Origin of the sequence: Pseudomonas sp. SIMBA_067 (assembly GCF_046534675.1) — a bacterium.
Lineage (GTDB): Bacteria > Pseudomonadota > Gammaproteobacteria > Pseudomonadales > Pseudomonadaceae > Aquipseudomonas > Aquipseudomonas putida.
This window is the reverse complement of record NZ_JAWRYH010000007.1, coordinates 115,352-134,326: the sequence shown is the minus strand read 5'-3', so window position 1 is coordinate 134,326 and position 18,975 is coordinate 115,352. Positions and strand designations below refer to the sequence as shown.

Below are 18,975 nucleotides of genomic sequence, written 5' to 3'. Positions count from 1 at the left end.
GAGCTGGCTTGCCGGCGATAGGGCCCTCACAGTCGACAGATGGCATATGCTAGGCACATTGCCCGCCCAAAAGGAGCCCCACATGGCCTGGTCCGCCAACCAGTATTCCCTGTTCGAAGACGAACGCACCCGCGCGGTGCGCGACCTGCTCGCCGCCATCCCGCCACGCCCGGTGCGCCATGCCACCGACCTGGGCTGCGGTCCGGGCAATTCCACCGAGGTGCTGCTGCAGCGCTACCCCGATGCCCAGGTGACGGCACTGGACAGCGACCCGGACATGATCGACAAGGCCCGCGAACGCAAGCGGCTGTGCATCCCACGGGTACGCACGGCCATTGCCGACATTGCCGGCTGGTCCGCCCCCGAGCCGCAGGACCTGATCCTGGCCAATGCCTCGCTGCAATGGGTACCTGACCACGCGGTGCTGTACCCGCACCTGGTGCGCCAGTTGAGTGAAGGCGCGAGCCTGGCCGTGCAGACCCCCGACAACCTTGACGAACCGGCCCATCGGCAGTTGCGCGAGATTGCCAGCCAAGGCCCTTGGGCGGCGAAATTCGCCGATTTCCAGTTGCCGCCACGGCACGGTGCGGCGTTCTACTACGACCTGCTCAGCCCGCTATGTGCGCGGGTGGATGTGTGGCGCACCACCTATCACCACCCTTTGGTGGGCGGTGCCGAAGCGGTGGTGGAGTGGTTCAAGGGTTCGGCGTTGCGGCCTTACCTGGCCAGGCTTGGCGAGCAGGAGAAGGCCGACTTCCTGCAGATGTACCTGCAGGCCATGCAGCGCGACTACCCGCCGGCCACCGATGGCAAGGTGCTGTTACCGTTCCCGCGGTTGTTCGTGATCGCTACCCGCTAGGCCGGCGCCAGCGCCAGGCCACGTAGCTGTAGATGCCCAGGTTGAGCAGCAGCACGATGCTGCCCAACAGCAATTGAGTGTGCGCTGTCAGCCCGGCGGGGTAGATCAGTGGCCAGATGTAGTGCTCGACAAAGCCGCCCTGGTAGCCTGCGCCCCCGGCTGCGCTGCGCATGCGGTTTTCCCAGGTGGTGAGCGGGCAGCCCAGGTGCAGGTACTCCACCGCCAGGCCCCAGGCCAGGGCCGGCAAGTGGATGAACAGGGCAGGGCGCCACTTGAGCACCAGCAGGCCGCCGAACAGCACCAGCAGGATGAAGGCCAGGTGCAGCAGGACCAGGGTGTCGGCGGCAAAGCGGTAGAGCATGGATGGTACGCCGGGGGGTGAGGTTATCCCAGCATAGCCGGGTTACCTGCACTGGCCTCTTCGCAGCACAAGGCTGCTCCTACAGCTAATCGCATTCCTCTGTAGGAGCAGCCTTGTGCTGCGAAAGGGCCGGTACCGGCTTACAACCCTTCCTCGACCACCTGCAAAAAGGTCGCTACGACACGCCGCGTACGCTGCTCGCTCAGGCAGACCAGCGTCTCGGTCAAATGCCGCTGACAATCCACGATCGGCAACGCACACACCCGCGCATCGGCGCCAAACTCCGCCGCTGACACCACGCCCACGCCAATCCCCACCACCACCGCTTCCCGCGCCGCCTCGCGGCCTTCCACCTGGATCGCCGGGCGAATCCGCAAACCCGCGCGTTGCATCTCTTCTTCCAGCGTCTGTCGCGTCACCGAGCCGGGCTCGCGCAGCACCAGTGGCATGTCATCAAGGTCTGCCAGGCTGATCGAGCCACGGCTGGCCCAGGGGTGATGGTGGGACACAAACGCCACCATCGGGTCGCGGCGCAGCGGCAGGCAATGCAGGCGTTCATCGTCGACATCCCGCCCGAGCAGGGCCAGGTCGGCCTGATAGCTGAACAGCCGCGCAAGCGATTCGTCGGTATTGCCCGTTTCGATCTTCACCTGGATGCCAGGGTAGCGCTGGCAGAAGCGGGCAACCTGCGGCAGCACGTGCACCGGGGCATCCACTGCCAGCACCAGGCTGCCGGTGTGCAGCGCGCGTGAATCGTGCAGCAGCTCCTGCGCCTCGGCCTCGCAGGCGAACAGGCGCTGGCTGATGCCCAGCAGGCGCTCGCCAAGGTCGGTGAGCTGCACCGAACGCTTGTTGCGGTGGAACAGCAATACGCCGAAGCGCTCCTCCAGTTTGCGTACCTGGTCCGACACCGCTGGCTGGGTCAGGAACAGCTTTTGCGCAGCGCGGGTAAAGCTGCCGTGCACGGCCACCGCATGGAAGGCTTTGAGTTGTGCGTGGGAAACCGACATGGCTGACCTCAGTAACAAGCTTGGCTTATGTGTGTAATACGATAAATCGATTTTATTTATCTTAGCGCAACTGTTTCCATAGATTTCAGCCCGGTGCCGGCATCACGAATGCCGCCAGGGCCCTGGTGCCCACACGGCGCCACCTGACCCGATGACAGCCTCGTCATCGCTGTGCGTAACACAAGAACAAGACAGGCGTTTCTTCACATTCTGCCGGCACACTTGAGCAAGAGGTCAGACACACATGAATCAATCCCTAGCCGCGTTCAAACGCTGGCGCATCCAGATTTTCGCCATTACCTGGCTGGCCTACGCCGCCTTCTACTTCACCCGCAAAGCCTTCTCGGTCGCCAAGCTGGGCATCGCTGAAGACCCAAGCTTCATGCTCGACAAGGCCGCCATGGCCAACCTCGACGCCATCTACCTGGCCGCCTACGCCGTGGGCCAGTTCACCTGGGGCATGCTCGCCGACCGCTTCGGCCCGCGGGTGGTGGTGCTTGGCGGGTTGCTGATTTCTGCTGTGGCAGCGGTGGTGATGGGCAGCTACGCCACCTTCCCGATCTTTGCCACCTGCATGCTGGTGCAGGGCCTGGCGCAGTCCACCGGCTGGGCCGGTTTGTGCAAGAACATCGGCAGCTTCTTCCCGGCCTCGCAGCGTGGGCGGGTACTGGGCCTGTGGAGTTCCTGCTATGCCTTCGGCGGCCTGGTGGCCTCACCGTTCGCGGGGTGGTGGGCCTATACCCTGGTGGGTACCTGGCACGCAGCGTTCTTCTCCAGTGCCGCCGTGGTGGCTTTGGTGGCCGTGCTGTTCTTCTTCCTGCAGCGCAACAAGCCTGAGGATGTCGGCCTGCCGGCGGTGGAGCCCGAGCCGCAGAGCATGGCCCCGGCCGACAACCTGTGCAGCGTGTGGGCGCCGCTGAGGGAGATCCTGCGCAACCGCACGGTGCTGACTTTGGGGCTTGCGTACTTCCTGTTGAAGCCGGCGCGCTACGCCATCCTGCTGTGGGGGCCGGTGATCGTGTTCGAGCAGATGCCTTCAGTAGGCAAGGTCGGCGCGGCAATCATCCCGACCGCCTTCGAGCTGGCGGGGTTGCTTGGTCCGATCATGATCGGCCTGGCCTCCGACAAACTGTTCGGCGCCCGGCGCATGCCGGCCTGCGTGATCAGCCTGGTGCTGCTGACCATGACCCTGGCGGCGTTCATGGCGGCCATGCACACCGGTAGCGTGATGCTGGTGGTGGCCTTGCTGTTCGTCATGGGCCTGACCCTGTACGGGCCTGACTCAATGATCAGCGGCGCCGCTGCCATCGACTTCGGTACCGCCAAGGCCGGTGCCACTGCCGCCGGCTTCGTCAATGGTTGCGGCTCGGTGGGGGCGGTGCTGGGTGGGCTGCTACCGGGGTACTTCGACGGCGTCACGGTGTTCATCGTGTTCGCTGGCTGCGCGCTGTTCTCGGCGCTGGTGCTGCTGCCGCACTGGAACAGCCGCCCGGCCAGCAGTGTGCAAAGCAACGACGTGGCACCGAATACCAGCATGGCAATCAAGCCACTGCGTACCTGAAAGGAAAGCGAGCGAATGAGACCCTTCTGGCTGCAACAGGCCCTGGATTCCACGCAGGAGGCGGTGTGCCCGCCGCTGCAAGGCGATGCCCGCTGCGATGTGTGCATTGTCGGCGGCGGCTACACCGGCCTGTGGACCGCATTGATGCTCAAGGAGGCGGTGCCGGCACTGGATGTGTTGCTGATCGAAGCCGACATCTGCGGCGCCGGTGCCAGTGGCCGCAATGGTGGCTGCGCGTTGTCCTGGTCGGCCAAGTACTTCACCCTGGAGCGCCTGTTCGGCATGGCCGAGGCGGTGCGCCTGGTACGCGAGTCGGAGCGCAGCATCGGGGACATCGGGGCGTTCTGCGGGGCCAACGGCATCGACTGTGACTACCGCCTGGACGGCACGCTGTACACCGCCACCAACGCTGCCCAGGTCGGCGCCACGGACGGGGTGATCGCTGCGCTGGAGCAGAAGGGCATCAATTCGTTCCGCCGCCTGCCCTTGGAACAGGTGCAGCGTCTGGCGGGTTCGGCGCGGCATCTGGAGGGCTGGTTCTCGCCGGCGGCAGCCACGGTGCAGCCGGGCAAGCTGGTGCGCGGCCTGCGTCGGGTGGCCTTGCAGCGCGGTGTGCGCATTCATGAAGGTACCGCCATGACCGGCCTGGAGCACGGCGCCTCGGTGCAGGTGCGCACCGCTCGTGGAACCGTTCGTGCCGATCGCGTGGTGCTGGGCCTCAATGCCTGGATGGCGCGGGCTTTTCCGCAGTTCGAGCGCAGCGTGGCGATCGTTTCCAGCGACATGGTCATTACCGAACCGTGCCCCGAACTGCTAAGCCAGATCGGTCTGGACAGCGGCATCAGCGTGCTCGACTCGCGTATTTTCGTGCACTACTACCACAACACCTCTGATGGCCGGCTGATGCTCGGCAAGGGCGGCAACACCTTTGCCTATGGCGGGCGCATGCTGCCGGTATTCGACCAGCCGTCGCCGTACCGGCCATTGCTGGGCGAAACCGTTGGCGAGTTTTTCCCGACCTTGGCCGAGGTGCCACTGGCGGCCAGCTGGAACGGGCCGTCGGACCGCTCGGTGACCGGCTTGCCGTTCTTTGGTCGCCTGGACGGGCAGGGCAACGTGTTCTATGGCTTTGGATACTCCGGCAGCGGCGTTGGCCCGTGCCATATGGGGGGGCAGATTCTTTCGTCGCTGGCGCTGGGGCTGGATAACCCGTGGACCCGTTCGCCGCTGGTCAAGGGGCCGCTGGGGCTGTTCCCGCCCGAACCGATCCGCTACCTGGGCTCGCTGATGGTGCGCAATGCCATCCGCCGCAAGGAGCGTGCAGAGGACCAAGGTTTGCGACCGCGTCGGCTGGACGTGCGCCTGGCACGGTTTGCGGCGGCGGCGGGCAAAGCCGATAAAGGCTGATGAGATTTCTTGTCGATCCCATGCTTGAGGGCGTATAAAATGCACCCACTTTTGGCCGGTCGCTTCCTGAACCGGCCGCTGAAACAAGAGAGTCGACATGGGCGCACAGTGGAAAGCCAAACATAGAGAAACAGCGGCCAATGCCAAAGGCAAGGTCATGGGCAAGCTGTCCAAGGAAATCCAGATCGCAGCCAAATCGGGCGCCGATCCCGACATGAACCCGCGCCTGCGCCTGGCGATCGTGCAGGCCAAGAAGGCTTCGATGACCCGTGAAACGCTGGAACGGGCGATTCGCAAGGGCGCTGGTCTGGACGGTGATACCGTGCAGTACTCGGCAGTCAGCTACGAAGGTTTCGCGCCGCATCAGGTACCGTTGATCGTCGAGTGCCTGACCGACAACGTCAACCGCACCGTCGCGCAAATCCGCGTGCTGTTCCGCAAGGGCCAGCTGGGCGCCAGCGGCTCGGTGGCCTGGGACTTCAACCACGTCGGCCTGATCGAAGCTACCCCGGAAGGTGACGCCGACCCGGAAATGGCCGCCATCGAAGCCGGCGCCCAGGACTTTGAAGAAGGTGAAGAAGAGGGCTCGACCCTGTTCATCACCGACACCACTGACCTGGATGCCGTGCAAAAGGCGTTGCCGGAGCATGGCTTTACCGTGACCTCGGCGAAGATCGGCTACACCCCGAAGAACCCGGTGAGCGCAGCCAGCCTGAGTGCTGAAGCACTGGCTGAGGTTGAAGCGTTCCTCGAAGCGATCGACGAGAACGATGACGTGCAAAACGTCTACGTCGGTCTGACCGCCTAAAAAAGCCGGGGCCGCGTTGCGGCCCATTCGCGACGCAAGGCCGCTCCCACAGGGGTTATGCACTCCTCTGTAGGAGCGGCCTTGTGCCGCGAAACGAGGGCAAAGCCCTCGCCTGCGGTCTGGAGCCGAACCCTTGATGAACCCCGCCTTCGCCTCCCTCAGCCTCGCCCACCTGCGCACCCTCGACCACCTGCTGCAGCTGAAAAACCTCAGCCACGCCGCCGAGCGCCTGGGCGTCAGCCAGTCGGCCTTGAGCCGCCAGCTGGCCCACCTGCGCGAAGCTTTCGACGACCCGTTGCTGGTTCGCCAAGGCCGCGGCTACGTACTCAGCGAATACGCTGAAGCGCTGGTCGAACCGCTACGCCAGGTTCTCGAAGAACTGCACGCCCTGCGCCAGCCCGCCGTATTCGACCCAGCCCGCTGTGAGCGCCGTTTCTGCCTGGCCGCTTCGGACTACGTGGCCGAGCACATGCTGCCGCTGCTGGTGGCCGCGCTGGAACATGAAGCCCCGGGTGTATCGCTGGAGTACCGTACCTGGCAGGCCGGCCAGTATGCGTTGCTGGCCAGCGGCGAAATCGACCTGGCAACCACCTTGTTCGACGAGTCGCCCCCCAACCTGCACGGGCGCTTGCTGGGTGAGGACCGTGCGGTGTGCCTGATACGCCACGACCACCCGCTGGCCGCCCACTCCGCGCTCAGCCAGGCCGATTACCTGGCGCACAAGCATGTGCGCATTTCCGGTGGTGGCGACAAGGACAGTTTCATCGACCGCCACCTGCGCGCCCAGGGCCTGCAGCGGCGGGTCAGCCTGGAAGTGCCGTTTTTTTCCGCCACCGTAAAGGTCATTGCCAACAGCCAGGCCGTGGCCACCGTACCCGAGCACATCGCCCGGCAATTGTGCCGCTTGCATGACCTGGCATGGCGGCCGTTGGGCTTTATCGACCACAGCCAGCGCTACTGGGTGGTGTGGCACCAGCGGCTGCAGGCTTCGGCGGAGCACCGCTGGCTGCGCAACCGGGTGTTCGAGCTGTGGCGTCAGTCGCAGTTCGGCGTGCAGGGTGGGCATGCGGGTTTGCCATAGCAGGTATGCGCGATGCGGGGTTATTCGCCGGGGGATAGGTGCCTAGACTGGGGGCATTGTGTTGTCTGTTCCGGCCTCTTCGCGGGTTTACCCGCGAAGAGGCCAGTACAGGCAGTGGATTACCCACAGGAGAGCCCTCGTGACCCCCGAGCAATTCCGCCAGTACGGCCACCAACTGATCGACCTGATTGCCGACTACCGCCAGACCCTCGGCGAACGCCCGGTCATGGCCCAGGTCGAGCCTGGCTACCTCAAGGCTGCCTTGCCAGGCACCGCTCCCCAGCAAGGTGAGCCCTTCGAAGCCATCCTCGACGACGTCAACCAGCTGGTCATGCCCGGCCTGTCCCATTGGCAGCACCCGGACTTCTACGGCTACTTCCCCTCCAACGGTACGCTGTCCTCGGTACTTGGCGACTTCCTCAGCACCGGCCTGGGCGTGCTGGGCCTGTCGTGGCAGTCCAGCCCGGCTCTGAGCGAGCTGGAAGAAACCACCCTCGACTGGCTGCGCCAGTTGCTCGGCCTGTCGGGCCAATGGAGCGGGGTGATCCAGGACACGGCCTCTACCAGCACCCTGGTGGCACTGATCAGCGCCCGCGAGCGCGCCAGCGACTACGCACTGGTGCGCGGTGGCTTGCAAGCCCAGGCCAAACCCCTGATCGTCTACGTTAGCGCCCACGCCCACAGCTCGGTGGACAAGGCCGCGTTGCTGGCCGGTTTTGGACGCGACAACATCCGCCTGATCCCCACTGACGAACACTACGCCCTGCGTCCGGAGGCGCTGCAGGCAGCCATCGAGCAGGACCTGGCGGCGGGCAACCAGCCATGCGCCGTGGTGGCCACCACCGGCACCACGACCACCACGGCGCTAGACCCGTTGCGCCCGATCGGCGAGATCGCCCAGGCCCATGGCCTGTGGCTGCATGTGGACTCAGCCATGGCCGGTTCGGCGATGATCCTGCCCGAGTGCCGGTGGATGTGGGACGGCATCGAGCTGGCCGATTCGGTAGTGGTCAATGCGCACAAGTGGCTGGGTGTGGCCTTCGACTGCTCGATCTACTACGTGCGAGATCCGCAGCACCTGATCCGGGTAATGAGCACCAACCCCAGCTACCTGCAATCGGCGGTGGATAGCGAGGTAAAGAACCTGCGTGACTGGGGCATCCCGCTGGGCCGTCGGTTCCGCGCGTTGAAGCTGTGGTTCATGTTGCGCAGCGAGGGTGTCGAAGCGTTGCAGGCGCGGCTGCGGCGTGACCTGGACAATGCCCGGTGGTTGGCGGAACAGGTCGGGGCCGCGGCGCAGTGGGAGGTGCTGGCACCGGTGCAATTGCAGACCTTGTGCATTCGCCATCGGCCGGCGGGGGTGGAAGGGGAGGCGCTGGATGCGCATACCAAGGGGTGGGCCGAGCGGCTGAATGCGTCCGGGGATGCGTATGTGACGCCAGCGACGCTGGACGGGCGATGGATGGTGCGGGTGTCGGTGGGTGCGCTGCCGACTGAGCGGGAGCATGTCGAGAAGCTTTGGGAGAGGTTGCAGGAAGTGGTTGCAGGCTGAGACTGCCGGGGCCGCGTTGCGGCCCGTTCGCGGCACAAGGCCGCTCCTACAGGGCAACGCGCAAGCCTGGGCTCATGCGATCCACCTGTAGGAGCGGCCTTGTGCCGCGAAAGGGCTGCAAAGCAGCCCCCTGCAATCTATCAGTGGCTCACAGCCTGAAAGCTACCTTTACGGCTAGCTTCATACGCTGCCTTTTCCATCGGCTTGGCATCCGGATTACCCAGGTCTTCCATCGCCAGGCGGTGGGTTTCCGGGGCGATGTAGGCTGCCAGGGCGCACACGCAGGTGATGAAGAACGCCAGGCTACCCACTACCAGCGGGATGTTGTCCGAGCCAGGTGGTGCAACCAGGGCGAACAGCGCCGGCAGCATGGCGGTCAGCATGGTGCCGATGTTCTGTGCGATGGCCATGGCCGAAACGCGGTAGCGGGTGTGGAACAGCTCTGGGTAGAAGCTTGGGAACACCGCGTTGTAACCCTGGTAGACCATGCCCCACATCACGATCGAGGCGGCGAACGCCATTGGCACGTTCTGGATGCTGATTGCATACAGGTAGACGAATGCCAGCAGGCCAGAGCCCAGGCAACCGGCGATCATGGTCGGTCGACGGCCAATCTTGTCCGACAGGTTGCCGATAAACGGGATCACCAGCACAGCGACGATGTTGCCGACCACCGGGATCCACAGGTACACGCTCTTGTCGAAGCCGATGCCATAGGCCGGCTGTACCGCGTAGGCCGCACCGAAGATGGTGGCTACCACCGGGATCACGTTCATCAGGGCCATGAACATCACCAGCACCATGTGCTTCCAGCTGTGACGGAAGGCTTCGCTGATGGGCGACTTGGCAACCTTGTCCTGCTTCTCTTCCTTCACGAATGCCGGGGTTTCATGCACTTCCTTGCGGATGATGAAGCCTGCGATCAGCACGATGGCGCTCATCAGGAACGGAATGCGCCAGCCCCATTCGGTGAAGGCTTCGCTAGGCATGAAGTAGGCCAGTGGCAGGAACACTGCCGCCGCCAGTACCTGGCCGGCCTGCACGCCTTGCAGGGTGAAACTGGCGTAGTAGCCTCTTCGACCGAACGGCGCGTGCTCCATGATCATGGAGCTGGCCCCGGAGATTTCCCCGGCCACGGCAAAGCCCTGGATCAGGCGCAGTACCACCAGCAAGGCCGGCGCGAGGTAGCCGATGTCGTGGTAGGTGGGCAGCAGGCCTACCGCCATGGTCGACAGGCCCATCAGGAACATGCACAGCAGCAGTACGTTCTTGCGACCGCGGGTGTCACCCCAGTGGCCCAGCACGAAAGCACCGACCGGACGCGCCAGGTAGCCCACGCCGTAGGTGGCCAACGAAGCGATGATGGCCATTTTCGGGTCGGTATTGGGGAAGAAGATCTGCGGGAAAATCAGTGCAGCGGCCTGGGCGTAGATGAAGAAGTCGTAGTACTCGAGTGCCGAGCCTATCCATCCACTGGCGGTCGCTTTTTTGGCTTGCGAGCTGGAGTGAGCCATCGTTGTCTCCGTTGTTATTGTTGTTTGCGCAGGTTCCGCCGTTGGTTCGCCAAGGCAGGAGGCAGTGGTCGGTGTGCCTGCGTCTGTGGTTCATGTTGACCACGGGCCAGCGGTCTAGCAATTCGTTAAAACGGGTTTTGTGCGATAATCGAACGCAAAACTAACCATTCCGTACAAAGAGATTGAAGCGACGACTTTACCTGCGAATAATCGATCGTGCCATAAACTGTGACAGTGGTTTTTTCCTGACTGGCACCGTCATTTTCTAACAACAAGGAACTCCCGCCATGCAGCGTTCGATCGCTACCGTGTCCTTGAGCGGCACCCTGCCGGAAAAGCTCGAAGCCATCGCCGCCGCCGGTTTTGACGGCGTCGAGATCTTTGAAAACGATCTGCTGTATTACGCCGGCAGCCCGCGCCAGGTGCGCCAGATGTGCGCCGACCTAGGGATAGCCATTACCCTGTTCCAGCCGTTCCGCGACTTTGAAGGCTGCCGCCGCGACCGCCTGCAGAAAAACCTCGACCGCGCCGAGCGCAAGTTCGACCTGATGCAAGAGCTGGGCACCGACCTGGTGCTGGTGTGCAGCAACGTTCAGGCCGATGCCCTGGGCGATGAACAGCTGCTGGTCGACGACCTGCGCCTGTTGGGCGAGCATGCCGGCAAACGTGGCCTGCGCATTGGCTATGAAGCCCTGGCCTGGGGCCGCCACGTCAACACCTACCAGCAAGTCTGGAATTTGGTGCGCCAGGCCGACCACCCGGCCCTCGGGGTGATTCTCGACAGCTTCCACACCTTGTCGCTGAAGGGCGACCCAAGCGCGATCCGCGACATCCCCGGCGACAAGATCTTCTTCGTGCAGATGGCTGACGCGCCGATCCTGGCCATGGATGTGCTGGAGTGGAGCCGCCACTTCCGCTGCTTCCCGGGGCAGGGCGAAATGGACATGGCCGGTTTCCTGGCGCCGATTCTTGCCACTGGCTACCGTGGCCCGCTGTCGCTGGAAATCTTCAACGACGGCTTCCGCGCCGCGCCCACCCGGCAGAATGCCGCCGACGGCCTGCGTTCGCTGCTGTATCTCGAAGAACAGACACGCTTGCGCCTGGAGCAGGAAAACACGCCGATCGAACCTGGCGTACTGTTCACCCCGCCAGCGGCCAGCGCCTATGACGGCGTGGAGTTCCTTGAATTTGCGGTCGACGAAGCCGTCGGCGCGCGCCTGGGCAGCTGGCTGAAGCGCCTGGGCTTTGCCGAAGCCGGCAAGCACCGCAGCAAGGACGTACAACTGCTGCGCCAGGGCGATATCAACATTGTCCTGAACGCCGAACCGTACTCCTTCGGCCACAACTTCTTCGAGGCCCACGGCCCGTCGCTGTGCGCCACCGCACTGCGGGTCAAGGACCCGCAAGCCGCCCTGAAGCGTGCCACCGCCTTCCGTGGCCAGCCGTTCCGCGGCCTGGTCGGCCCCAACGAGTGCGAAGTACCGGCGGTACGCGCACCGGACGGCAGCTTGCTGTACCTGGTGGAGCAGGGCACCGCTGGCCACACGCTGTACGACACCGATTTCAGCCTGGACAAGAGCGCCACTGCCACTGGCGGCCTGCGTCGCATCGACCACATGGCCCTGGCCCTCCCAGCCGAGTCACTGGACAGCTGGGTGCTGTTCTACAAGAGCCTGTTCGACTTCGCTGCCGACGACGAAGTAGTGCTGCCCGACCCTTATGGCCTGGTCAAGAGCCGCGCCCTGCGTAGCCAATGCGGCACCTTGCGCCTGCCGCTGAACATCTCGGAAAACCGAAACACCGCCATTGCCCATGCACTCTCCAGCTACCGCGGTTCGGGGGTGCATCACATTGCCTTCGATTGTGACGACATCTTCCGTGAAGTGGCGCGTGCCAAGCTGGCTGGAGTACCGCTGCTGGAAATTCCGCTGAACTATTACGACGACCTGGCGGCGCGCTTCGATTTCGACGACGAGTTCCTCAGCGAACTGGCGTACTACAACGTGCTGTACGACCGCGACGCCCAGGGCGGCGAGCTGTTCCACGTGTACACCGAACCGTTTGAAGAGCGCTTCTTCTTCGAAATCATCCAGCGCAAGGGGGGCTATACCGGTTACGGCGCGGCCAACGTCGCGGTGCGCCTGGCAGCCATGGCCAAGGCCCGCAGCGGCGCGGCGCGCAAGCCCGTCCTCTGACCCCGACGCGGTCGGTGTAGGAGCGGCCTTGCGCCGCGAAGCGGCCCCCAGTTTCTGTGTCGCGGCATCCATTTCTGGGGCCGCTTCGCGGCCCATTCGCGGCGCAAGGCCGCTCCTACACCGAGGGTGTATGACTCAGGGGCGCTCAGCCACCATCAACAGCGACTGCGGCACCGCACTTTGCGGGTGCTGTGGTTCCTGCAAACTGAGCAGGCGCAACCCGGCCATGTCCAGTGCATTCAGCCAGCTGGCCAACGTACGGAAGTACCACGGCATCGGCTGCCAATTCCCGTTAAACCCGGCAAACGACTCCTCCCGCCAGCCATCCTGATACTCCCCGTTGGCAACGCTCCAGGGGTGCAACGTCTGGATCACCAGTGCGCCACCCGGCACCAGCAAACCTTTCATGGCCGCCAGCAACGGGATGATGTCCTGGTGCAACAGCGCAAAGTTGGCACAGACCAGGTCATACCCTGTGCCCACATAAACCTGCGCATCGGCCAACTGCGCATAGCTGGCCAGGTGCACCTCGGCCGAGCCCGCCGCGCGCGCGGCCTCTACCAGCGCCCTGTCACCATCCACGCCCACGGTTTCGATACCGCGGTCATCCAGTGCACGCAGCAACCAGCCCTCACCACAGCCCAGGTCCAGCACTCGCCCGGGCTGGCGGCCGAGGATGGCGAGCAGGATGGCCTGGTCAGTGACCTGGCGACGGCTCTCGATGGCGCCGCTGCGCACGGCGTCGATCCAGGCGTGGGCGTTGTGCTGCCAGCTGTCGAGCAAAGTGCTTTCAGGGTCAGGCATGGTGGTGTCCCGGTGGTTGAACTTGTGCTGTGTTGAAACGCTACCTTAATATTGAAAACGATCCTCACTTGCGGGAACAGAATCGCCCCCGAGTGCCGCCGGGTTATCGTTACCCGGTCGCCGTGTGTTTTCGCTTGACCCGGTACATATCCCCATCGGCATGACGCAGCAGCATGTCGGCATCGTTGCCATCCTCAGGGAAGCGCGCCACGCCGATGCTGCAGGACGGCGTGTCGATGCCGGACAACTCCATACCGAGTGGCTCGGCCATGACCGCCAGGATGCGGGCTACCTGCTCGGCAATGGCCACTGGCGAGGGGCAATCGTTCAACAGCACGGTGAACTCGTCACCGCCCATGCGCGCCACCGTGTCGGTTGCGCGTACGCAGCCTTCCAGCCGCCGCGCAAGCGAGCACAGCACCCGGTCACCCACAGCATGCCCGTGCACATCGTTGATTTCCTTGAAGTCATTGATATCCAGAAACAGCAACCCCAGCGTGCCATCGTGCTGCCGCGCTGTGGCAAGGGCACTGTCCAGCCGTTCATTGAACATGGCCCGGTTGGCCAGCCGGGTAAGCGGGTCGTGATGGGCAAGGAAGCGCAGCTCCTCTTCAGCCTGGCGCAGGGCCGTCACATCCCGCGCCACACCGATACGCGCTTGAGCCTCTTCGGACCAGCTGGCTGCCCACAGGATGTGCACGATACCGCCATCCTTGCGCACATAGCGGTTACGGAAATCGTAATGGGGCTGGCCGTTCATCACCCGCACAATCGACGCGCGCGTGGCCGCCAGGTCGTCGGGGTGCATATAGTCGGTGATCGGCGTGCCGATCATTTCGCAGGGCTTGTAACCCAGCAGGGCCTCGCAGGCATCGCTGACGAAGGCGATCTGGTTGTCCCTGTCTACCACGAACACGGTGTCCAGCATCAGGTGGATCAACCTGGGGTACAAGGCTTGAAGGTCTACGGGCATGGGCAGGACGTCCGCGGCAGGGTGACCGATCATAGCGCGAAGAAATGCGTCGCATCTATCGTAGACTTGTGGTCCTGGCACTGATGATCGCGCCCACCTCGGTACTCTGCAGGAGCATGCGTTCAGGTATTTATCAGTTGCTCACCATCAGTTCCGGCCCCAGGTAATCGTTGACCTGCTGGATATCATCATCCCCCAGGCTACCCACCGACGAGGCCAGGCGCAGCCGAGACATCAGGTAGTTCAGCTTCGCCTCGAACAGGTCGTGGCGGGCGTCGTACAGCAGTTCCTCGGCATTGAGCACGTCCGAGTTGGTGCTGGTGCCGCCTTCCTTGAAGCCTTTGCGGGTCGAGGTCAGCGAACGCTCGTTGGAGGCCACGGCCTTTTCCAGCGCTTGAATGCGCAAGGCGCCGCTTTGCACGCCGCGGTACTCGCGGGTGGTGCCGGAAATTACCTCCTGACGGGTAGCATCCAGCTCATCCAGGGCCTTGGAACTGTTGGCACTGGCCTGGCGGGTCAGGGCGCTTGTGCTGCCACCGCTGTACAGCGGAATGTTCAGCTCCAGGCCGATCGAGCTGTAGTGGTTGCGCTGGTTGAGCTCGGAAATCGACTGACTGCTGCCGGCGTTATAGCCCGCCACGAAATCCAGGGTGGGGTAGTGCCCGGCGCGGGCACGTTTCACTTCTTCTTCGGCCAGCTCGTAGCTGTGCCGGCGCGCGTGAATCAGCGGGCTGTCGGCCTGGGCTTTGACCAGCCAGTCCTGCAGGTTGCCCGGCATCAGCGGTGGCGTACTGAAGCCCGGCTGCAAGGTGGTCAGCGACTCTGGGGTTTCACCGATGTATTCCTCCAGCTTGCGGCGGGCGTTGACCAGGTTGTCCTGGGCCTCGATCAGATCGGCCTCGGCCAGGTCGCGCCGGGCCACCGACTCATCGACGTCGGTGATGGTACCGGCGCCCAGCTCCTTGCGCCGTTTCGCCGAAGCCTGCTGCTCTTCGAAGGCGTTCAGCTTGGCCTTGGCCAAGGTGATGGTTTCGCTGGCCAGCAGCACGTCGAAGTAGGCGTCGGCCAGGCGTACCGCAGCGTCCTGGCTCTTGGCGTCGAACACTGCCACGCTGTAGTCGGCCCGCTGCTGGCCCTGGCGGTACTCGGCCATCTTCTGTTTGTTGAACAGCGGTTGGCGCAGGCGCACATTAGCGCCCTTGGAGTCATAGTCCAGATCGTTGTCCAGGCCGTTCTGCCGCTGGCTGCCATTGACCCTGTTGAAGTAGGCCGACGCGTTGATCTGCGGCAGCAGGCCGGCCTCGCCGATGGCGCGGTTTTCGCTGCCGGCTTCTTTTTCGTGCACCGCCGCGCGGTAGATCGGGCCTTGGTATTGCAGCAAGTCCCAGGCTTGCTTCAGGTCCATGGCACTGGCCTGTACGGCCACCCCCAGCAGGCACAACATCAGGCACGAGCGTTTCATGTCATTGCTCCTTGAACGCAGCGTCGACGCGTTCGAGCATGGGTTTGAGCAGGTAGCTGAGCAGGTTGCGCTCGCCGGTCTTGATGGTGACGGTGGCGGGCATGCCGGGGCGGATGTGGTTGCTGCCCAGCAGGCCCATGCCGGCCGGCGTCACTTCTACCTGGGCCAGGTAGAAAGGCTGTTTGCTTTCTTCGTCGAGCAGGCGGTCGGCGGAAATGGTCTTCACCCGCCCCGGAATGTTTGGCGTCTGCGCGTGGTTGAAGGCCGGGAAGGCGATGTCCACGGCCAGGCCCGGGACCATCTTGTCGATGGCCTGCACCGGGATCATCGCGTCCACCTGCAGCGGTTGGTCGAGCGGCACCACCTCCATGATCTTGGCGCCGGGCTGGATGATGCCGCCGACTGTGGCGATGCTCAGGCCCTGGACCATGCCGTCGATCGGCGAGCGGATCACCGTGTGGGTCACTTCGTAGTCCAGCGCACGCAAACGGTCGGCCAGGGTGGTGTTTTCCTTTGCGGTGTCGGTCAGCTGCGATTCCACTTCCTTCAGGTAGTCGTGCTGGCGCTGCAGCATGCGCAGCTTGATTTCGGTAGCCTGGCTGCGTGCGCGGGCAATGTTGTTGAGGTTTTCGGCCTGGCCGGCGGACAGGTCGGCATTGCTGCGCTCCAGTTCAAGCAAGCGGTTGCGCGGTACATAGCCCTCGGCGGCCAGCACCCGGGTGCCTTGCAGCTCCTGGCTGAGGAAGCCGATCTGCGAGGCGCGGGCGCCGTACACCTGCTGCAGGCCCTTGAGCTGCACTGCCGAGGCCGCGAGGTTTTCTTCAAGGATGCTCAATTCACCGGCAAGGCCGGCGCGGCGGGTGTCGAGCAGGCGCTGTTGCAGGTCCATGGCCGCCAGCAGCCTTGGGTCATTGTCGTAGTGCTTGAGCAGGGCAGGGTCGAAGGTGACCGTATCGCGGCCATCGCGTTCGGCTTCCAGGCGGTTTTCCACGGTCTTGCTGACGATGTACTGGGCACTGAGTGCACCTTGCTCGGCCGCGGCGCGCAATGCGTCGAGGCGTACTACCTCCTGGCCTTTTTTAACCAAATCGCCTTCGCGCACCAGGATCGCCTCGACCGTGCCGCCGCTCAGGTGCTGCACCGCCTTACGGTTGCTGGTGACCTTGACCGTGCCGGTGGCAACCACGCCCGCGTCCAGTGGCGCCAGGCAAGACCACAGCAGGAAACCGCCAAAACCGGCGATTACCATCCATACGCCCCAGCGTGCCGGCCGGGCGGCGTCCAGGTCGATCAGGTCTTTGGCTTCGGCGGCAATCAGTTCGGAGTTTTGAGCCATTTGCATGAAGGGTTACTCCCGTACTTTTACCGAAGCCAGCGGGGCCGTATTGGCCGCTGGAATCACGCTGGCCTTGCGCAGCGCCGCGAACACTTCGTCACGGCTGCCGAGCATGTGCACGGTGCCGTCGCGCAGCATCAGTATCTTGTCTACGGCGCACAGCACATTGGGCCGGTGGGAAATCAGGATCACCGTGGCACCGCGCGTTTTCAACTCGGCCAGCGCATCGACCAAAGCCTTCTCGCCGACGTCATCGAGGTTGGCGTTAGGCTCGTCCAGTACCACCAGGTTGGGCTCGCCGTACAGCGCGCGGGCCAGTGCTATGCGTTGCTTCTGGCCGCCGGACAGCGGGGTGCCGTCGGCTGCCAGGCGGGTGTCGTAGCCCTGCGGGAAGCGCAGGATCATGTCGTGCACGCCGCTGCTGCGGGCGGCGCGGATCACTGCATCGCTGTCCACTTCGGCAAAGCGCGCGATGTTTTCGGCGATAGTGCCCTCGAACAGTTCCACGTCCTGCGGCAGGTAGCCCAACCACGGGCCCAGTTCGGCCTTGTTCCAGGTAAAGATGTCGGCCCCGTCCAGGCGCACCTTGCCCGCCTGGGCCGGCCACACACCCACCAGCAGGCGGGCGAGGGTGGACTTGCCCGAGGCCGAAGGGCCGATGATGCCCAGGCTCTCACCGGGGACCAGGCTGAAGCTCACCCCGCGCACGATGCTGGTATTGGTGCCGGGTGCGCCGGCAATCACGTTTTCCACCGCCAGCATGCCCATCGGCCGTTGCAGCGACATGCTCGGTGGCCGTTGTGGGTAGTCCTGCAGCAGGTCGTTGAGCCGGCCCCAGGCCAGACGGCAGCCCAGCAGCTGTTTCCATGAGGCGATCACCTGTTCCACCGGGCCCAGGGCCCGGCCGGTCAGGATCGAGCAGGCGATCATCATGCCGGGAGTGATCTTGCCTTCGATCGCCAGCAGTGCGCCGGTCCCCAGGATCACCGACTGCAAGGTTATGCGCACGAAGCGCCCGGTGCTGCTGATCAGCGCCGCGCGGTCGGAGGCCAGGGTCTGCATCTGCAGAATGCGCAAGTGGCCCTGGTACCAGCGCTTGCCGATTGACGGCAGCATGCCCATGGCCTCGATCACTTCGGCGTTGCGCAGGTTGTTGTTGGCGTAGCTGGCCGACGACATTGACGCCTGGTTGGCTTCGGCCAGTGGCTTTTGCGTGGCCTTTTCAGTGAGGTAGGCCAGGCCCACCAGGATCAACGAGCCGATTGTCGTGACCAGCCCGAGCCAGGGGTGGATCAGGTAGCAGACCACCAGATAGATGGGTGTCCAAGGGGCATCGAAGAAGGCGAACAGGCCGTTGCCGGTCAGAAACTGCCGCACCTGCGCCAGGTCTTGCAGGGCTTGGGCCGGGTTGCCGCCTGCGCGGCTCAGGTTGCGCTCGAAGGCGGCGCTGAATATGCGTCGGTTGAGCGCCATGTCCAGGTAGTTGCCTACCCGGATCAGCACGCGGGTACGGGTCATCTCCAGCGCCGACATCAGCAGGAACAACCCGACCACCAGCAGGGTGAGCATGCCCAGGGTGGTGACATTACGGCTGACCAGGGCGCGGTCATACACCTGCAGCATATAAATAGCTGGCGTCAACATCATGACGTTTATCACGCCGCTGAAGGCGGCCAGGGCGTAGAAGCTGCGGCGCAGGCGAAACAACACGTCGGCCAGCTCGGAGCGGGTGCGTGGTGGCTTGGGCATCGGAGGCCTCCCTTTATTACAAATCGGGAAGCCCTTGCGGCGCCCCGTACAACGGTAGTTGTGGCTTCTTGGTTGGCTCGCAGGCGGGTCGCTCTTATGGCGAATAGTCCAAAAACGCTGCGTTGCTCCCACAAGCTGGAGCGTAGGTTGCAACGAAACAATCGGTAATATCATTTTGCTCTATGAAGTCTTTGAACTTTTTATAAGTGCCGACAAAACAGCTAGTTGCATCGCATTATCATCGTTGAAGGTTTTTTTTGACGGGATATTGACAAGGTTTTGCTCTGCGACTTTAGTCTGAAG

Annotated in this window: 15 protein-coding genes; 7 read left to right on the top strand and 8 right to left on the bottom strand. The window is 63.8% G+C overall.

What is annotated here, in order from left to right:
* Nucleotides 1-82: 82 nt before the first annotated feature.
* A complete protein-coding gene (tam, locus tag SB765_RS16880) occupies nt 83-859 on the top strand; it encodes a trans-aconitate 2-methyltransferase (protein WP_341798247.1) in 777 nt (258 codons plus the stop codon).
* Here the strand turns inward: tam and SB765_RS16875 are convergent.
* Together SB765_RS16875 and SB765_RS16870 are read right to left on the bottom strand one after the other, a co-directional pair.
* Nucleotides 849-1,220 (bottom strand): DUF2784 domain-containing protein, encoded by a 372-nt coding sequence (locus tag SB765_RS16875; RefSeq protein WP_410931640.1) that lies wholly within the window; start codon nt 1,218-1,220, stop codon nt 849-851. The genes tam and SB765_RS16875 overlap by 11 nt on opposite strands.
* Nucleotides 1,221-1,360: 140 nt before the next feature.
* Nucleotides 1,361-2,230: a LysR substrate-binding domain-containing protein gene (locus tag SB765_RS16870; RefSeq protein ID WP_016500405.1), complete on the bottom strand. Its 870-nt coding sequence runs from the start codon at nt 2,228-2,230 to the stop codon at nt 1,361-1,363.
* Between the two features lie 244 nt (nt 2,231-2,474).
* Here SB765_RS16870 and SB765_RS16865 point away from each other — a divergent pair, with 244 nt between their 5' ends.
* The 5 genes from SB765_RS16865 (at nt 2,475) to SB765_RS16845 (ending at nt 8,639) form a co-directional block, all read left to right on the top strand.
* The gene (locus SB765_RS16865) at nt 2,475-3,791 is read left to right on the top strand and encodes an MFS transporter (protein ID WP_016500404.1); all 1,317 of its coding nucleotides are present in this window, start codon (nt 2,475-2,477) and stop codon (nt 3,789-3,791) included.
* A 15-nt stretch (nt 3,792-3,806) separates the two neighbouring features.
* On the top strand, nt 3,807-5,198 hold the full coding sequence (locus SB765_RS16860) for an FAD-dependent oxidoreductase (RefSeq protein ID WP_410931639.1): 1,392 nt from the start codon (nt 3,807-3,809) through the stop codon (nt 5,196-5,198).
* A gap of 97 nt (nt 5,199-5,295) precedes the next feature.
* Nucleotides 5,296-6,006, top strand: a complete 711-nt coding sequence (locus tag SB765_RS16855) for a YebC/PmpR family DNA-binding transcriptional regulator (RefSeq protein WP_016500402.1) — start codon at nt 5,296-5,298, stop codon at nt 6,004-6,006.
* A gap of 136 nt (nt 6,007-6,142) precedes the next feature.
* Nucleotides 6,143-7,087 (top strand): LysR family transcriptional regulator, encoded by a 945-nt coding sequence (locus SB765_RS16850; RefSeq protein WP_410931638.1) that lies wholly within the window; start codon nt 6,143-6,145, stop codon nt 7,085-7,087.
* Between the two features lie 139 nt (nt 7,088-7,226).
* Nucleotides 7,227-8,639, top strand: coding sequence for a DOPA decarboxylase (locus SB765_RS16845; protein ID WP_410931637.1), 1,413 nt, complete (start codon nt 7,227-7,229; stop codon nt 8,637-8,639).
* 140 nt (nt 8,640-8,779) lie between these two features.
* Here the strand turns inward: SB765_RS16845 and SB765_RS16840 are convergent, their stop codons facing one another.
* Nucleotides 8,780-10,153, bottom strand: a complete 1,374-nt coding sequence (locus SB765_RS16840; RefSeq protein ID WP_028613508.1) for an MFS transporter — start codon at nt 10,151-10,153, stop codon at nt 8,780-8,782.
* A 287-nt stretch (nt 10,154-10,440) separates the two neighbouring features.
* Between SB765_RS16840 and quiC the strand changes: the two genes are divergently transcribed.
* The gene (quiC, locus tag SB765_RS16835; protein WP_016500398.1) at nt 10,441-12,348 is read left to right on the top strand and encodes a 3-dehydroshikimate dehydratase QuiC; all 1,908 of its coding nucleotides are present in this window, start codon (nt 10,441-10,443) and stop codon (nt 12,346-12,348) included.
* A 135-nt stretch (nt 12,349-12,483) separates the two neighbouring features.
* Here quiC and SB765_RS16830 read toward each other — a convergent pair whose 3' ends face one another.
* The 5 genes from SB765_RS16830 to SB765_RS16810 all read right to left on the bottom strand — a co-directional run bounded on the left by SB765_RS16830 (nt 12,484) and on the right by SB765_RS16810 (nt 18,672).
* The gene (locus SB765_RS16830; protein WP_410931636.1) at nt 12,484-13,152 is read right to left on the bottom strand and encodes a class I SAM-dependent methyltransferase; all 669 of its coding nucleotides are present in this window, start codon (nt 13,150-13,152) and stop codon (nt 12,484-12,486) included.
* A 109-nt stretch (nt 13,153-13,261) separates the two neighbouring features.
* Entirely contained in the window at nt 13,262-14,125 is an 864-nt protein-coding gene (locus tag SB765_RS16825; protein ID WP_341798255.1) for a sensor domain-containing diguanylate cyclase, read from the bottom strand.
* Nucleotides 14,126-14,258: 133 nt separating this feature from the next.
* Nucleotides 14,259-15,587 carry a TolC family outer membrane protein gene (locus SB765_RS16820; protein ID WP_341798256.1) on the bottom strand — a complete coding sequence of 443 codons (1,329 nt, stop codon included), beginning with the start codon at nt 15,585-15,587 and terminating at the stop codon, nt 14,259-14,261.
* Between the two features lies 1 nt (nt 15,588).
* A complete protein-coding gene (locus SB765_RS16815) occupies nt 15,589-16,929 on the bottom strand; it encodes an HlyD family type I secretion periplasmic adaptor subunit (RefSeq protein WP_410911224.1) in 1,341 nt (446 codons plus the stop codon).
* Nucleotides 16,930-16,935: 6 nt separating this feature from the next.
* Entirely contained in the window at nt 16,936-18,672 is a 1,737-nt protein-coding gene (locus tag SB765_RS16810) for a type I secretion system permease/ATPase (RefSeq protein ID WP_341798258.1), read from the bottom strand.
* Nucleotides 18,673-18,975 lie beyond the last annotated feature (303 nt).

What these genes read in the sequence shown, in the direction of transcription:
- tam (WP_341798247.1), top strand. Translation starts at nt 83, where the DNA reads ATGGCCTGGTCCGCCAACCAGTATTCCCTGTTCGAAGACGAACGCACC.
- SB765_RS16810 (WP_341798258.1), bottom strand. Translation starts at nt 18,672, where the DNA reads ATGCCCAAGCCACCACGCACCCGCTCCGAGCTGGCCGACGTGTTGTTT.
- SB765_RS16850 (WP_410931638.1), top strand. Translation starts at nt 6,143, where the DNA reads ATGAACCCCGCCTTCGCCTCCCTCAGCCTCGCCCACCTGCGCACCCTC.
- SB765_RS16825 (WP_341798255.1), bottom strand. Translation starts at nt 14,125, where the DNA reads ATGCCCGTAGACCTTCAAGCCTTGTACCCCAGGTTGATCCACCTGATG.
- SB765_RS16830 (WP_410931636.1), bottom strand. Translation starts at nt 13,152, where the DNA reads ATGCCTGACCCTGAAAGCACTTTGCTCGACAGCTGGCAGCACAACGCC.
- quiC (WP_016500398.1), top strand. Translation starts at nt 10,441, where the DNA reads ATGCAGCGTTCGATCGCTACCGTGTCCTTGAGCGGCACCCTGCCGGAA.
- SB765_RS16865 (WP_016500404.1), top strand. Translation starts at nt 2,475, where the DNA reads ATGAATCAATCCCTAGCCGCGTTCAAACGCTGGCGCATCCAGATTTTC.
- SB765_RS16820 (WP_341798256.1), bottom strand. Translation starts at nt 15,587, where the DNA reads ATGAAACGCTCGTGCCTGATGTTGTGCCTGCTGGGGGTGGCCGTACAG.
- SB765_RS16855 (WP_016500402.1), top strand. Translation starts at nt 5,296, where the DNA reads ATGGGCGCACAGTGGAAAGCCAAACATAGAGAAACAGCGGCCAATGCC.
- SB765_RS16840 (WP_028613508.1), bottom strand. Translation starts at nt 10,153, where the DNA reads ATGGCTCACTCCAGCTCGCAAGCCAAAAAAGCGACCGCCAGTGGATGG.
- SB765_RS16815 (WP_410911224.1), bottom strand. Translation starts at nt 16,929, where the DNA reads ATGCAAATGGCTCAAAACTCCGAACTGATTGCCGCCGAAGCCAAAGAC.
- SB765_RS16870 (WP_016500405.1), bottom strand. Translation starts at nt 2,230, where the DNA reads ATGTCGGTTTCCCACGCACAACTCAAAGCCTTCCATGCGGTGGCCGTG.
- SB765_RS16875 (WP_410931640.1), bottom strand. Translation starts at nt 1,220, where the DNA reads ATGCTCTACCGCTTTGCCGCCGACACCCTGGTCCTGCTGCACCTGGCC.
- SB765_RS16860 (WP_410931639.1), top strand. Translation starts at nt 3,807, where the DNA reads ATGAGACCCTTCTGGCTGCAACAGGCCCTGGATTCCACGCAGGAGGCG.